General features: G+C 47.5%; 15 protein-coding genes and 1 tRNA gene. 1 reads left to right on the top strand and 15 read right to left on the bottom strand.

Annotated features, from left to right (window positions below; genetic code table 11):
* Position 1 precedes the first annotated feature (1 nt).
* A complete protein-coding gene (locus DW931_RS00940; protein WP_022360432.1) occupies positions 2-340 on the bottom strand; it encodes a zf-HC2 domain-containing protein in 339 nt (112 codons plus the stop codon).
* 207 nt (positions 341-547) lie between these two features.
* On the opposite strand from DW931_RS00940, the gene DW931_RS00935 reads away from it, so the two are divergent.
* A tRNA-Leu gene (locus DW931_RS00935) sits at positions 548-630 on the top strand.
* 75 nt (positions 631-705) lie between these two features.
* Here DW931_RS00935 and DW931_RS00930 read toward each other — a convergent pair.
* The 14 genes from DW931_RS00930 to DW931_RS00865 form a co-directional block, all read right to left on the bottom strand.
* Positions 706-900 (bottom strand): small, acid-soluble spore protein, alpha/beta type, encoded by a 195-nt coding sequence (locus DW931_RS00930; RefSeq protein ID WP_106999744.1) that lies wholly within the window; start codon positions 898-900, stop codon positions 706-708.
* A 54-nt stretch (positions 901-954) separates the two neighbouring features.
* Positions 955-1,215 (bottom strand): hypothetical protein, encoded by a 261-nt coding sequence (locus DW931_RS00925; protein ID WP_118481747.1) that lies wholly within the window; start codon positions 1,213-1,215, stop codon positions 955-957.
* A 12-nt stretch (positions 1,216-1,227) separates the two neighbouring features.
* A complete protein-coding gene (locus tag DW931_RS00920; RefSeq protein WP_118481746.1) occupies positions 1,228-2,049 on the bottom strand; it encodes a DUF1700 domain-containing protein in 822 nt (273 codons plus the stop codon).
* Between the two features lie 13 nt (positions 2,050-2,062).
* On the bottom strand, positions 2,063-2,377 hold the full coding sequence (locus DW931_RS00915) for a PadR family transcriptional regulator (RefSeq protein ID WP_022360428.1): 315 nt from the start codon (positions 2,375-2,377) through the stop codon (positions 2,063-2,065).
* Positions 2,378-2,842: 465 nt separating this feature from the next.
* Positions 2,843-2,992: a hypothetical protein gene (locus tag DW931_RS16130; RefSeq protein WP_243015175.1), complete on the bottom strand. Its 150-nt coding sequence runs from the start codon at positions 2,990-2,992 to the stop codon at positions 2,843-2,845.
* A 52-nt stretch (positions 2,993-3,044) separates the two neighbouring features.
* Positions 3,045-4,127 (bottom strand): 30S ribosomal protein S1, encoded by a 1,083-nt coding sequence (gene rpsA, locus DW931_RS00905; RefSeq protein WP_022360427.1) that lies wholly within the window; start codon positions 4,125-4,127, stop codon positions 3,045-3,047.
* On the bottom strand, positions 4,108-4,959 hold the full coding sequence (gene ispH / locus DW931_RS00900; RefSeq protein ID WP_106999741.1) for a 4-hydroxy-3-methylbut-2-enyl diphosphate reductase: 852 nt from the start codon (positions 4,957-4,959) through the stop codon (positions 4,108-4,110). The genes rpsA and ispH overlap by 20 nt, the downstream gene beginning before the upstream one ends.
* A 300-nt stretch (positions 4,960-5,259) precedes the next feature.
* Positions 5,260-6,246, bottom strand: coding sequence for a LysR family transcriptional regulator (locus DW931_RS00895; RefSeq protein WP_118481745.1), 987 nt, complete (start codon positions 6,244-6,246; stop codon positions 5,260-5,262).
* A 518-nt stretch (positions 6,247-6,764) separates the two neighbouring features.
* A complete protein-coding gene (locus DW931_RS00890) occupies positions 6,765-7,781 on the bottom strand; it encodes an aminopeptidase (RefSeq protein ID WP_106999739.1) in 1,017 nt (338 codons plus the stop codon).
* A 518-nt stretch (positions 7,782-8,299) separates the two neighbouring features.
* Positions 8,300-9,316 carry an aminopeptidase gene (locus tag DW931_RS00885; RefSeq protein WP_118626837.1) on the bottom strand — a complete coding sequence of 339 codons (1,017 nt, stop codon included), beginning with the start codon at positions 9,314-9,316 and terminating at the stop codon, positions 8,300-8,302.
* Between the two features lie 250 nt (positions 9,317-9,566).
* Positions 9,567-10,865, bottom strand: a complete 1,299-nt coding sequence (locus DW931_RS00880) for a dicarboxylate/amino acid:cation symporter (RefSeq protein ID WP_118481744.1) — start codon at positions 10,863-10,865, stop codon at positions 9,567-9,569.
* Between the two features lie 357 nt (positions 10,866-11,222).
* A complete protein-coding gene (locus DW931_RS00875; RefSeq protein ID WP_118481743.1) occupies positions 11,223-12,215 on the bottom strand; it encodes an FAD-binding protein in 993 nt (330 codons plus the stop codon).
* A gap of 154 nt (positions 12,216-12,369) precedes the next feature.
* Complete coding sequence (pepV, locus tag DW931_RS00870) at positions 12,370-13,773, bottom strand: dipeptidase PepV (protein ID WP_106999736.1); 1,404 nt, start codon at positions 13,771-13,773, stop codon at positions 12,370-12,372.
* Positions 13,774-13,805: 32 nt separating this feature from the next.
* A complete protein-coding gene (locus DW931_RS00865) occupies positions 13,806-14,255 on the bottom strand; it encodes a GatB/YqeY domain-containing protein (protein ID WP_118481742.1) in 450 nt (149 codons plus the stop codon).
* Positions 14,256-14,520: the final 265 nt, after the last annotated feature.

Below are 14,520 nucleotides of genomic sequence, written 5' to 3'. Positions count from 1 at the left end.
TCTATGGTGCCAGCCAAATCCTGACCTGTAGCATCACCGTCACCAATACCGCCATCACGCCCAGCGTATTGACCGCATACTCCATTTTCCGGAAGCGCCACATCCGGCGCACGCGGGCATATGACTCAGCGATCCGCTTCTGCAGTGCGCCCATGATATCAAAAGTACCCGATCCGGTGTCCAGCTGTTTCAGTCCGACATCTACCATAAAATAAATTTCCAATTCTTCCTGACAGTTGCGGCAATGTTCCAGATGCTCCAGAAACGCTTCCAGCTCATCCCCGCTCAGTTTATCCTGGATATACGGCGTCACAAGACGCTCCGCTTCCCGACAGGTCACAGACGCCACCTCCTTTTCCAGTCTGTCATTCCATATGAATTATCATTCACGCATGACGCGTTCATAAACCCATTTGAACCTAATCATACCTTATTTTAATGAAACACGCAAGCCCCTGCGAATGCTTCGCTTCTTAATTTCAAAACAAACAAAAAAACAGTTGCAATCTGTCTCCAATTTTGGTAAGATAAAAAGCGTCGATAGACAGCCGGCTTGTCGGAATGGCAGACGAGGTGGACTCAAAATCCATTGGTGGCAACACCGTGCGGGTTCAAGTCCCGCAGCCGGCAGATTTGAAAGCCCTTGAAAATATTGGATTTTTCCTTTATTTTCAAGGGCTTTTGGTGTTTTCAAGCAAATATCTATCAGCCTTTCTTATCCTGTTTCATCTCCCGCCTTTTCTTCGTCATCAGACCGCCAATCCGCCCGCTCTCCTTGGCAGTCAGGCTTCTCCAGCCATACTGCCGTACCTTGTCCGCCAGTCCAATTTCTTCCGCCACCTCATATTTCAGCCGCTCTGCCGGGGTCATTTTCTCAAAATCCACCTTATTTTCATCCATAAAAAATACTCCTTTCCACCTTGTGTACTCAGAGTATGTCCATTTTCTGGAAAACTATTCGCATTGTTTTTCTCTGTCCAGCTGCTCTTCCATCTCATCCGGCTCGTCGATCTCTTCCGGCAGCTGCTCCGTATCATCCCATATTTCCTCCGAATCACCCCAATTATATTTATCCTGAAAAATTTTTTCCTGATCGATCAGAAAATCCAGTCCGGCAGCTGCGCCTCCAATGGCAGCCCCGATCGATGTCACACCGATTCCACCCACAAAGAGGACAGCGCCAATGATTGCCATTTTTTTCATCCATTTTTTCATTTTCCTATCCTCCTACGCCCTGGCTGACAGATAACCTGCCGCCTGACGGCAAAGCTGAATGATTCCCTTGACTGCCCACGGCAGAAATACACCGTAAAACAGGATACAGCCGCATATCAGAAGCAGACAGCTGCCCTCTGCCGCGATACCCAATCCGATGAACATCAGTCCCATCGCAAAATGTTCAAACAGACTCGCCGTACCCAGAACAAACAGCATAATTCCGCCAACAAACACCAGCACCGTCATCAGTCCCAGCACCACCAGTATCGCTGCCAGTGCGACTGCCAGCCCAAAAACACTTCCCACAGTTCCCGTCACCAGCGAAAAGATAAATGGAAGAACTGCAAGCACTACCAGAACTGCCACAACCATTCCAATCTTGGAACCGGTTATTTTTTCTTTTAAGCAATGCAGCATCTCGCTCAGACGGCTTCTTTGATTCTCATTGGATGCCGCATTTTCTCCCGTTTCCTCATCCCGAAATTCCCGGAATGGGTCGTCCTCGGTTCCAGCCTGAAATCCTGCTTCTTTTTCTCGTTCTCCCTGTTCTGCCCCACCGCTTCTGGATAAAGTCGTCCGCTTTTCTTCAAACCGGCTGTCATTGTACCCCCGGTCTGTAAATTCGCCGCCACTCCATTCACTCTGCAGCTCCATCCGGATTACCTCGGCAATATGCTCCGGACTCTGAAATTCTGCAAGTACCTCTTCTTCCTTCTCCGGTCCTGCCTCCTCCAGATAATCGCGGTAATAGTCAATCGCATCCCGTTTTTCTTCTTCCGGAATATCCTGCAAGAGCGCTTCCAGCCTCTCTAAAAATACTTCTTTTTTCATGATCTGCCTCTCCTTATCCCTCTTTCAGTATCTCTGAAATTTTTCCTGCATACACGTTCCACTCACCCCGGTAAAGATTCAGCTGAATCCGTCCCGCCTCCGTTATTTTGTAATACCGTCGGTTTCTGCCGTCGATCGCCCGGTCATATGTTTCCAGGCAGTCATCCTTCTGAAGCCGCCGCAACACCGGATAAAGCGTGGACTCCGATATTTCGATTGCCTGACGGACATCCTGCGTGATCTTATACCCATATGTTCCTTCTGCAGATTTTGATACAACTGAAAGGACGATCGCATCCAGAAGCGCAGCTCCTGTATTAAAAACCATCTTATCCCTCCTAAGATTCACTAATTCAAAATATAATATTTTTTCTTGTTTAATATTATATGTTATATAATATTGTATCTAAATTATATATCAGTGTACCTTCTTTGTCAATATTTTTCCAAATATCCTTATGACTCACTCCAATCCATCTTTCTGCTCCCACAACCCTTCACCACGCCGTATCCCGCTCCTCATCACGCAAAAAACAGACCGTACAACCTATGTTCCATCACATACGCCATACAGCCTGTTTTCATTTTTATCTTATTCAAGTCGAACATCCGTGAGACTTGGCGCGTGATTCTGGTCAGCAAAGCTGACATATTCCTATCAGAATCACTGCGCATCCTCGCGGAGCGTTTATCTCAGTTGGAGACCCAACTCCCACTGAGACAAATTTGCTATTACTCACTACCTGAAGAGGCGGGAGTCTTCTCAACTGAGATAAAATCACCAAATAGCTTTCTACCACACCAGAAAAACCCTGCTCTTTCTTCCAATCCCAGAAACACCCGACTGCGTTCCGGTCAAGAATACCATGCCCCACGCCATCACAAAAACGGCTGCCACCTCCACATTCTTCCTGTGGAAGCGACAGCCTGATGATTCTTTCATCCTCCGTCTGACGCACTATCTGTCCGATGGGAAACTGGCGTCAACCGTTTGATTAGTTTTCTTCTGCTTCCTGATTCTCAAGAGCTTTCATGCTCAGGCTGATCTTGCGGTCTGCCTCGTTGAAATCAACTACCTTAGCAGTGATAACCTGTCCTACGCTCAGTACATCGGATGGTTTGTCAACATGCTCTCTGGAAATCTGGGATACGTGAAGAAGTGCATCTACACCTGGCTCCAGCTCAACGAATGCGCCGAAATCAGTCATACGTGCTACCTTGCCTTCTACTACGTTGCCTACAGCATATTTCTCAGCTGCGTTTGCCCACGGATTGCTCTCCGGGAACTTTAAGCTCAGAGCGATCTTCTCGCCGTTGATATCTTTGATCAGAGCTTTTACTTTATCGCCTACTTTGAAAACCTTCTTCGGGTTCTCAACTCTGCCCCAGGACATCTCAGAGATGTGAAGCAGACCGTCAGCGCCGCCAAGGTCGATAAATGCACCGAAATCAGTTACATTCTTAACAACACCTTCTACGGTCTGACCAACAGCGATCTTCTCGAATAATTCTTTCTGCATAGCAGCTTTCTTCTCAAGCAGGATCTGCTTGCGGTCGCCGATGATACGGCTTCTTCTTCCGCTCGGATTGAACTCGGTAACTACGAACTCAATCTCCTGACCTGCGTACTTGGATAAGTCTTTATCATAAGTATCAGAAACCATGCTTGCCGGAATGAATACACGGGTTCCCTCAACCTCTACTACGAGGCCTTTCTCCATAACCTGTGTAACTTTCTCTTTCAGAACTTCCTTGTTCTCGAAAGCTTCTTTCAGACGTTTCAGACCCTTATCAGCAGCCAGTCTCTTGTAAGATAAAGCAGCCATGCCCTCTCCGTCGTTTACTTTCAGAACTTTTGCTTCCAGTTCGTCGCCGACCTGAACTTTGGTTCTAAGATCTACGCCCGGCTCATTGGTGAATTCGCTTCTTGTGATGATGCCTTCGGATTTGCTTCCAGCGATGCTGAGAATGATTTCGTCTTCCTTGACACCGATAACCTGACCGGTAACAGCCTCTCCTGTACGTAATCTCTTGAATGATGATTCTTCAAACATTTGTTCAAAACTTAATTCTGACATTAGTATGAACCTCCTCGATAATTTGATTTGGGGTCGATGCCCCGGCTGTAATACCTACGCTGCGCACAGTACCTGTTATCTCAGGCTTGAAATCTTCCAGTGTCTGAATGTAGTAAGTGTGTTTACATTCCCTGCGGCAAATCTCATACAACTTTTGTGTGTTAGAACTGTTCTTGCCTCCAATCACAATCATAACATCAACCTGTGAAGCTATCTGCCTCGCCTCAACCTGTCTCTCCTGTGTTGCATTGCAAATCGTATTTAAAACAAGTATATCATAATACGTTTTTGAAATTTTTTCAACTAAATCTTGAAATTTATTGTAGTTAAATGTCGTCTGCGCCACGATACAGAGCTTTTCATCCGGTCTGAGTGCCAGATTTTCAAATTCCTCCAGTGACTCGACTGCCAGAGTATACTCATTTCCCCAGCCTTTGATACCCTCGACCTCCGGGTGGTGCTCATTTCCCACGATAATCACGCGGCGTCCGGCTTCGCACTGTTCCCGGACAATCTTGTGGATCTTTTTGACAAATGGACAGGTCGCGTCCACAAGCTCCAGTCCCTGGCGTTCCAGGAGTTCATAGATCTCCCTGCCTACGCCGTGGGAACGGATGACGACCACGCCTTCTTTCAGGGCTTCCAGTTCCTCCTTCGAATGGATGACCTGTACGCCCTTCTCTTCCAGATCCCGCACCACCTCTTCATTGTGGATGATGGGACCGTAGGTATAGATCGGCTTCTTCCCCGTCGCTATCTGATCATATACCTTCTCGACTGCCCGCTTCACGCCAAAGCAGAAGCCAGCCGTCTTCGCAACTGTAATTTCCATGTTCCTGCCCGCCATTCCTCCTATTCCTCATCGTCTTGGATAAATAAATCCCCTCTGTCTCCTTCATAAAATCCACCTTTGCTCCTGTCTCTCATAGCATCCCGCGAATTCTCCAGAATAGAAATTCTTCCGCCTTTAATCGGCAACTCATTTACCCTCATTCTTATAGTTTATCATACTTTAGACTGCTGGTAAAGTCTAAATCGACGTAAAATTATATAAAATTTACACGATTAACTGATTTTGCAACCGCATTTCGGAATTTACGCCGCATTCAGTCCCTGTCTTCGGAAATTGCCGTTACTCCTTTTGCCTCCCGGCAGCCGGATCGGCGTCCGGATCATCCGACCGGATGCCTGCCAGACGCATAAACTCACGCATCGCCGCCGTCACATAACGCCCCCTCTTGACCGAAAATGTGATCTCCCGCTCAGACAGCGGGTCGTCCAGCTTATAATAGACCAGCCTCGGGTCCTCCGGACGCCACTGTACAATATCAGAACGCACAAACATCGCTCCAACCCCGTTGGAGACGATATTTAAAGAAGTCAGCACCTGATCCACCATCATCACAGTTTTCATCGTAAAACCGCCGTTGCGGCACATTTTCGCGCCTCGTTTATACATATCATTGCCCGGTTTCATCGTGATAAACGGCACATCCTTAAAGTCCTTTAACGGAACCGCCTCCACCTCCGGTTTTAAAAAGGACTTGGACAGAATCTCCTGCCTGGACAGTCGGTATGGCTGCAGCTTCCGGTTAACCGGAAAACTTTCCGGAACTGCCAGAATCAGATTTTCCTTCCGGAATAAATACCGTTTGATCGAAGTATCGTCCTTCTCCATCGCCGTCTCCAACACCAGATCCAGCGACTCATTTTCCAACCCCGCTTTCAGCTCCCGCGTATTTCCTTCTGTTAGGTCAATCGTAACCTGCGGATATTTTGTCTGAAAACGGGCAATCAGATCCGGATACACAAACGAGCAGAAATAAGATGCACCGCCGAGCGCCAGCGTGCCGCCCTGAAGCCCCGCAATATCTTGAAAATACCGTTCCAGATTCCGTTCCAGAAAAAGAATCTTTTCAACGGTACGGATGTAATACGCGCCCTCCTTCGTCACCGTCAGCGGAATCGTACTGCGATCAAAAATCGGCGCTCCCATCTCTTTCTCTGCCTTCCGCACCATGTTGCTGAGTGCTGGCTGGCTGATAAAAAGCTTCTTCGCCGCTTTGGAAAAACTCTTTTCTTTGTAAACCTCATACACGTACTTCATTTCATTCAGCATTTGTCAATTCCCCCTGTCCATTTTCCATCCTGCTTTGCTTAAATGATGTTACGATTCTTGCACACATGACCCGTAACGAATTTTGCCATAGTTCTGCACTTAAATATGGCTGATCCACTTTCCCATATCTCTATGCTAAAATCTGCTATAAACGAATATAACCGCCATATCTAACAGTTATTTTTTATTGTTATTATTTTATCATAAGATTTCTATATCTGTAAACAAATAAACTGTATTTTCCGTCCGTTTTCAGGCAGAATCCAACTTATTTTACAAAACTTCCAGGTGCGTGAATCAGCACTCAAAAGAAGCTGCGAACACCTGCGCTCTACACATCTAAGGCAGCTAACCTGCGTCCACAGCTTCCATTTTTAATATGGAGGTTTATTCAATTCCTAAGCTTTTACAAATTCCTGATGTTTTATATTGCGACTGCTCAAGGGGAAATCACAGCCACAATTCATGCAGTCTTTCATTGACAATTCGTTCTTGATACTTCTTAATATATAGCCATATTATTTGTCGCCCAAACAAACAACCTTGCCGTCTTTTACGATCAGAACTTCTTCTGGTGTTCCCTCGTCGAAGATAACGGTCGGATTGTACTGTACCATGTCGATATGTACGGTCGAGCGTGCCGGCTGTCCATAGTAGAAGCCGTTGCCCATTGCGATGTGGCAGGTTCCTCTTGCCTTCTTCTCTTCCTCGAAGTCTCCGTTAAACATACAAGCCGGATTAAGTCCAAGTCCGATCTCTGCGATGTTGTCGGAATCTTTAACTTCTGCGATCTGACGGCGGATTTCTTTACAAATCTTCGGATCGCCGCCAACTACCTCTACGATACGCCCTTGTTCGATTCTTAACTCAACCGGTGTGGTCGGGCATCCATAGTAGCAGATAGGTCCATCAATTACCAGTTTGCCATGGGTTGTGTCGATCACCGGTCCTAAGGAAACCTCGCCGTCAGACCAAGCCATTGCATCGCCCGGATTTCTCGCGATACCACATTCGATGATCGGCTCCATCTGATTCATTTCCATGTACAGGTCGGTACCAGCCGGTGTGGTGATGTGAGCCATCTTATGACCTCTCCAGATAGCCTGCAGCTTCTCGCCATCTGCGTAAACTGCTTCGTAGTCTGCCAGAGCGCCGCCTCGTGTGAAGTTATCGATACTTCTTAAGCAGATGGAAACCTCACGGAGTTTCTTCTGGTTGATGAGCTCTTTCAGATGGTTATTGTATATAGCTGCACCGGATGCAGTTGTCATGCCGACAAATACATCGCAGGCATCCATGCCAAGTTCCAGAGATTTCGGGAAAATGGTTGCTTTATCTTTTCCACGAATCGGCATCATGTATACGCCGTACTCAGCGCCGCAGTTTAAAGCGGCTGCTGCCATCGCCTGGGTCATTCTCTCGTCGGTCTGAGGGTCAACGACAATCAAAACTTCCTCGCCCGGTTTAACAGCCATCAGGTTGCCAAGAAGATACTGCGCACGTTCCATACATTCGATAATTCTGTTATCACTCATAGTTCATTCTCCTCGCTTTTTTTATTATTTGACAGTTTCTGCATCCAGCCGATTTAAGCTATCTGCCTGTCATTGTTCTCTGTTTCATAACTGTTTATTTAGTTTTTCTGTTCCTCATGAGGTTTGACTATATACTATCAAACCCGCACACACTTTATAAACAAATATACCCATTTGCGAATATGTTATAAATATTTCGTGATAAGGGGTTTACCATCCTGCTGGAAGCATTTCCAGTGCGCTGAAAATTGCGTAGAATACGGTACTGCCGTACAGCAGGACGATAATCGCCTGCATCGGCTTGCTTGCCATCCAGCCGCAGTTCCATACCGGCTCAATGTCACCTGTTTTTCTTGCTCGGGAGGCGGTGCTTCACATCCAAATCAGACTTAAAAATACCAAGAATCCCCGTTCAGCCGATACACTGGCCGAACGGGGATTCCTGGCGTCATACAAAACAGTAAGGTATATTTATATGGTTATAATTGGGGCGAACTGTCTAGTTGGATGCAATAGTTTTATTTGTCGCCCAAACAAACAACCTTGCCGTCTTTTACAATCAGAACCTCTTCTGGTGTTCCCTCGTCGAAGATAACGGTCGGATTGTACTGTACCATGTCGATATGTACGGTCGAGCGTGCCGGCTGTCCATAGTAGAAGCCGTTGCCCATTGCGATGTGGCAGGTTCCTCTTGCCTTCTTCTCTTCCTCGAAGTCTCCGTTAAACATACAAGCCGGATTAAGTCCAAGTCCGATCTCTGCGATGTTGTCGGAATCTTTAACTTCTGCGATCTGACGGCGGATTTCTTTACAAATCTTCGGATCGCCGCCAACTACCTCTGCGATACGTCCTTTTTCGATCCTTAACTCAACCGGTGTGGTCGGGCATCCATAGTAGCAGATAGGTCCATCAATTACCAATTTGCCATGGGTTGTGTCGATCACCGGTCCTAAGGAAACCTCGCCATCAGACCATGCCATTGCATCGCCCGGATTTCTCGCGATACCACACTCGATGATCGGCTCCATCTGATTCATTTCCATGTACAGGTCGGTACCAGCCGGTGTGGTGATGTGAGCCATCTTATGACCTCTCCAGATCGCCTGCAGCTTCTCGCCGTCTGCATAAACTGCTTCATAGTCTGCCAGAGCACCGCCGCGTGTGAAGTTGTCGATATTTCTTAAGCAGATAGAAACCTCGCGAAGTTTCTTCTGGTTGATGAGCTCTTTCAGGTGGTTATTGTAGATAGCTGCACCGGATGCGGTGGTCATGCCGACAAATACATCGCAGGCATCCATGCCAAGTTCCAGGGATTTCGGGAAGATGGTTGCCTTGTCTTTTCCACGAATCGGCATCATGTATACGCCGTACTCAGCGCCGCAGTTTAAAGCGGCTGCTGCCATCGCCTGGGTCATTCTCTCGTCGGTCTGAGGGTCAACGACAATCAAAACTTCCTCGCCCGGTTTAACAGCCATCAGGTTGCCAAGAAGATACTGTGCACGTTCCATACATTCGATAATTCTGTTATCACTCATAGTTTTAATCTCCTTTTCTTGTTTTGTCTGGTTCCCTTAAATTTTTGCACCTTTGCAAGTGGGAATTATTTCTGTTTTTTTCCTTTTTATCCGGAAAACGTGGACTTTTCAGAACCGGGGGTTCCATATTCCATCTTTGATTCACGTTCTGCACAAATTTGTCGTTTCCCCGCTTTCCGGGTTTCATACATAACTACTGCCCAGATATATTTCACATTTCATACGAATCCGGGATGTTTCTTTCTAAAACTCAAGCTGCCTTTTTGGCTTCTTCCTGATTGAAAATATCGTGATCCAGTTCACCCTCCATCTGAGAAATGCAGACAGATGCTACCAGGTCGCCTACAGAGTTAGTAGATGTGTGAATCTGGTCGATGATACGATAGATTCCAGCTACCAGTGCGTATGCATCCAGCGGAAGTCCCATCTGCGTCATCAAGGTTAAGCTGATAACCAGACCAATCTGCGGAGTTGCTGCACAGCCAACGCTTAAGAAGGTTGCCTGTACAACCAGCATAATCTGCTGCTGAATACTTAACTCTACGCCGTACAGCTGTGCGGCAAAGAGAACAACGATACCAAAGTATGCACACGTTCCGTTCATCTGAGCGGTACATCCAAGTGGAAGTACGAAACTCGCAATATCTCTCGGAACGCCCATCTTCTTCGGTGCTACTTCCATTGATACCGGAAGAGCTGCTGAAGAAGTACAGGTACTAAATGCGATCATCCAAGGTTCAAACGCTTTGCGCCAGAACTTCATCGGATTTACCTTTCCAATCACGATAAGGAAAATGCTGTATCCAACAGTACTCATGATAATGCAGGCAAGATAATCAGTTAAGATGAATTTCAGAACCGGTCCGAAGATGGCAACGCCATATTTTGCAAGTGCTACAGTCATCAAACTGAATACGCCGTAAGGGATGATTCCAAGAATCATGTCGATAACCTTAAACATCGTCCGTGAACAAAGGCTGATGATGTCACATAACTGCTGTGCTTCCTTGCCAATGCTGATGATGGCAAATCCAAGAAACAGGGAAAAGACGATAATCTGCATCATCTCGCCGCTTGTCAGTGCCTGGAATGGGTTGGACGGAATTAAGTCGAGCAGTGTCTGGTAGATACCCGGAAGTTCTTTCACCTCCATTGCTGTCTCTGCCGTTCCCAGCTGCAAGCCACGTCCCGGTTTGATGATATTGGCAAGTATCAGACCGATGGTTGCTGAAATACCGCCAGTTGCTAAAAACCAGATGATGGTTTTAACGCCGATGCTTCGAAGTTTCTTGATATCGCCCAGCGAAAGTGCCGCGTCGATGATACAGAAGAACACCAGCGGGACGACAATCATCTTGATCAACTTGATAAACAAATCTCCGATGAACTGGAAGAACGGAAGGACATATCCGTTAATGATCTCATTCTCCACGCCGCCCATAAAATTTAAGACGTAACCAAACGCGATACCTGCAAACAATGCAATGAATATTTTCACGTACAACGGAGTTTCTTTTTTCTCCGCCCCATTTTTAGTTTTCTCCACCATGTAATACCCCCTTATGTAATGTTTTTTTATTTCTCGTGTTCCTCATGAGGTTTGACTACATAGTATCAAAAAGCCAGATTATTATAAACAAATATATCGAATTGCGAATAAGTTATAATAATTCAGTGATATAAAGTTAGTTCTGACTTACTTTTTTAGATATTGTCTCCACAATAAAAATAATTTTATTTTTGCAAATCAGTTCCGTGCTGTTTTCTGTAAAATACTAAAAGCGGGTAAAAGTTTTTCGCTTTTACCCGCTTCTTGCTTGAACCTTCTTCTTAAAGGTTTCTATTTTATTTCGTCTGTATCATCTACTTTTTTAGAAATGGCATTATATGTGAATCATTTTAGCTTTTACTGGTTATCCGAAACATAAACCGCTGCTTCTGTTCCTGCAGTCGAACCAAACACAACCGCCTCGGTCAGCTCATTGCCGGAGAGCACACCTTCACCGTCTACTGCCGCTGACAGGATCGGACCTGCTGCATAAAGACCATTGATCAGCTCGCCGCTATCTTTGTTTAGCTGTTCCGCATTGTTGCTGACAACCAAGGCAGCTGCCTTTCCATCTGCCTCATATACCTGAGATTCCTCAAAAACCGGAATCAGGGAGACATCGGTCGCTACCAGTGCCAGGCAGTCAATTTCCTGATCCTTGCCGTCCACCGTCACAGTGATGCGGTCAAGCGCACCTTCTTCATCGTAAGCGACGCTCTTTAATTCTGTCTTATATTCAACTGGAATCTTCAGCTCTTCGACTTTTTTAAGCAGCGCTTCCTGTGCAAGCTCATTCAGATTTCCCTCTTTTGCCGGGAAACTGCGGGCTACCGTGGAACCTGCCTCCTGTGTCAGATCGCCGTACTCCATTCCCAGTGTGTCGGCAAGCCAGTCTTTCGCCTCTTCGCTGTTCTCCGATACATCTGCCGCCATATCCGAATTGTTCGTATTATTTCCTGCCGTCATAATATCCGACAGATAAATCTCAAAATCATCCGTAAGATTCGCCTGGAACTGCTCATCTGTATTGGCTGCATTGACATACGGCGCCATCTCCGCCATATCTGCCGCCAGCTCTTCGCCCGGTGCCAGAATCAGGATCTTCGACGGATCCATGCCCTCGGCTGCCGCCTGAACCGCCGCGATCAATCCGGCGCTGTCTCCGCCTGCGATGACAAGCTGTGCATCCGATGCTTCTGCTTCTCCGACCGCTTCGGTTGCTTCCTCGCTTGCCGCTGCACTCTCTGCCATATCTGCCTTACTGCCGCATCCCGCCAGTGCCGCTGTTCCCAGAACCGCTGCCGCCGTCAGAATCCCTGCCTTTTTAACTGTATGGAATGATTTTTTCATAATCGTTCTCTCCTTTCCCTCTCGCCAGAGTTCCTGCAGCTGTCTTCAAACATGCACAGTACCTCCCGGTTGTGGATTTCAGTCTAACATAGAACCTGCGGCGAATCAATTAAGGTTTCTTTAATTCTTACGGCGGAAAAAACGAAATTTTCTGTTACTTACACAAATCCGCAATCACCTGTGCAAAAATCTTCGCGCTTGCCACCAGATCACTCACATAGGCAAATTCATCTGCCCCGTGCATCCGGTTGTCCACGCCCGGCATCGACGCGCCAAATGCAACGCCGTTTTTCAGGTCATGCACATATGTGCCGCCGCCGGTGTAGTTGCACTCGCCCTTGTTGCCGGTATAAAGCTCATAAGCATTCAGAAGTGTTCTGACAAACTCGGAATTGCCGTCTACAAAATGCGGCTCTCGCAGCTGCGGGGACTCTAACTTCATGCCGTGGGACGCAAGTTTTGCCTCCACCGGTTTCAACAGGTTGTCATCATTGCCGCCGATCGGGAAACGTCCGTCAAAGTACGCTTCCATCCGTGTCTCCGTCATCGTAAGCATCGTGAATGCCAGAGACAGCGCTCCGGATCCTTCTGCCTGCATCGCCACGCCAAGCGCCTTTCCCTCGGTATCATTCCACGGGAAGCACTCAGTCAGGCTGTGAATCAGCTTCGTCTGTCCGCAGGATGCAAATGGCAGGCGATCCAGAAGCAGAAGCAGGGATGCCAGCGCATTTTTGCCTTCCTCTGGTGTCGAGGCGTGTGCGCCCTCACCGACTGCGGTGATCACGATCACATCTTCCTCTGCCTGCAGCTCAAACTGTACGCCAGTCTCCTTCGTCACGCCCTCTGCCATCGGACGTACCTCTTCCTCGGTCAGTCCTGTAATTGTCGCATGCGCCTTGCCCGGAACAACATTGATCTTGATGCCAGCCTCGATGGACAGGATCCGCGCATTCTCCGTCGATACCTCAAAAGAAGCTGTCACATGCCCCGGGAAACGTCCTTTTTCGATATTGATAACCGGGAACGAAGCATCCGGGGAAAATGTCATCGGCGCTTCCTTCTCCACTTTATAATAATGTTCAATATCGCTGCTGCCGCACTCCTCATCTGTTCCCAGAATCAGGCGGACATTTTTTGTCACCGGGATTCCCAGTTCTTTGACCGCACGCATCGCATACAGAGCTGCTACCGCCGGTCCCTTGTCATCCGCCGTGCCGCGTCCGTACAACTTTCCGTCTTTTACAATCGGTTCAAACGGCTGTGTCACAGTCCAGCCCTCGCCTGCCGGGACAACATCCAGGTGTGCCAGAATATCCAGCTGGTGCTCACCGTCGTTTAAATCGGCGGTTCCTACATAATTATCGTAATTGTTGATGGAAAATCCATACTCTTCCGCCATTTTGAGTGCCTGTGCCAGTGCGCGGCTCGGACCTTCGCCGAACGGATCGCCCTCCTGGTATGCCGAACGCTCGCTGTTGATGCTGCACAGCGTGCATATGTCATCTAACATCTCCTGCTTGTGCGCCTCGATATACTGCTCGATTTTCTTTTTATACATAAATCTTCCGCCTCGTTCTTTTCCTTTGGTTATTATTTGGACAGAATTCCAGCCAGTACCTGGTTCACTACCTTTCCGTCTGCCTTGCCCTTTACCTTCGGCATCAGGGTTTTCATGATTTTGCCCTTGTCAGACGGTGCCGGATTTTCAATGTCAAGCTCTGCCAGAACACTTTTGATCACCTCTGCGATCTGCTCTTCGGTCAAATCCTCCGGTGCAAATTCCTGATAAACTGCCAGACGTGCCTGTGCCTCCTCGCGGATATCCGCACGATCTGCCGGAGCCAGTTCCAGAGTCTCCTTCGTCTGCTTGATCTCTTTCTTTACAACTGCGTCCGCCTCTTCCTCAGTCAGCGGGGAACGCTTGTCGATCTCCGCATTTTTCAGTGCGGATAACAGCATGGATAAGGAATCTTTTCTTGCTTTGTCTTTTGCTTTCATGGCTTCTACCATGGCTGCACGTACTACATCTACTCTGCTCATATGAAATGTCTCCTTTTCTGATTTTTTCTATATTTTCACCATGCCCAGGGGGGGGCGATGGGGACTCTCTCTTATTTCGCCATGCCCAGGGGTGCGATAGGGACTCTCTCTTGTTTTACCATGCCCAGGGGTGCGATAGGGACTCTCTCTTGTTTTACCATGCCCAGAGGTGCAAAACCTGCGGTTTCACACCCCTGTCCGGCTGCGCCGTATAGCAGAAATCCCCCTTTCAGCGCCTGAAAAATAAATTTTCCATTCGCTGAAA

This window comes from Clostridium sp. AM43-3BH, from assembly GCF_003479985.1.
In the GTDB taxonomy this organism is placed as follows: domain Bacteria; phylum Bacillota; class Clostridia; order Lachnospirales; family Lachnospiraceae; genus Otoolea; species Otoolea fessa.
Note: the sequence above shows the minus strand (reverse complement) of the source record. Positions and strands in the feature narration are given on the sequence as shown.

Bases quoted from the DNA above. Each gene is read 5' to 3' on its own strand.
- DW931_RS00890 (WP_106999739.1), bottom strand. From the start codon at position 7,781: ATGAGTGATAACAGAATTATCGAATGTATGGAACGTGCGCAGTATCTT.
- pepV (WP_106999736.1), bottom strand. From the start codon at position 13,773: ATGTATAAAAAGAAAATCGAGCAGTATATCGAGGCGCACAAGCAGGAG.
- DW931_RS16130 (WP_243015175.1), bottom strand. From the start codon at position 2,992: ATGAAAGAATCATCAGGCTGTCGCTTCCACAGGAAGAATGTGGAGGTG.
- DW931_RS00925 (WP_118481747.1), bottom strand. From the start codon at position 1,215: ATGAAAAAATGGATGAAAAAAATGGCAATCATTGGCGCTGTCCTCTTT.
- DW931_RS00920 (WP_118481746.1), bottom strand. From the start codon at position 2,049: ATGAAAAAAGAAGTATTTTTAGAGAGGCTGGAAGCGCTCTTGCAGGAT.
- ispH (WP_106999741.1), bottom strand. From the start codon at position 4,959: ATGGAAATTACAGTTGCGAAGACGGCTGGCTTCTGCTTTGGCGTGAAG.
- DW931_RS00875 (WP_118481743.1), bottom strand. From the start codon at position 12,215: ATGAAAAAATCATTCCATACAGTTAAAAAGGCAGGGATTCTGACGGCG.
- DW931_RS00895 (WP_118481745.1), bottom strand. From the start codon at position 6,246: ATGCTGAATGAAATGAAGTACGTGTATGAGGTTTACAAAGAAAAGAGT.
- DW931_RS00930 (WP_106999744.1), bottom strand. From the start codon at position 900: ATGGATGAAAATAAGGTGGATTTTGAGAAAATGACCCCGGCAGAGCGG.
- rpsA (WP_022360427.1), bottom strand. From the start codon at position 4,127: ATGTCAGAATTAAGTTTTGAACAAATGTTTGAAGAATCATCATTCAAG.
- DW931_RS00880 (WP_118481744.1), bottom strand. From the start codon at position 10,865: ATGGTGGAGAAAACTAAAAATGGGGCGGAGAAAAAAGAAACTCCGTTG.
- DW931_RS00885 (WP_118626837.1), bottom strand. From the start codon at position 9,316: ATGAGTGATAACAGAATTATCGAATGTATGGAACGTGCACAGTATCTT.
- DW931_RS00915 (WP_022360428.1), bottom strand. From the start codon at position 2,377: ATGGTTTTTAATACAGGAGCTGCGCTTCTGGATGCGATCGTCCTTTCA.
- DW931_RS00865 (WP_118481742.1), bottom strand. From the start codon at position 14,255: ATGAGCAGAGTAGATGTAGTACGTGCAGCCATGGTAGAAGCCATGAAA.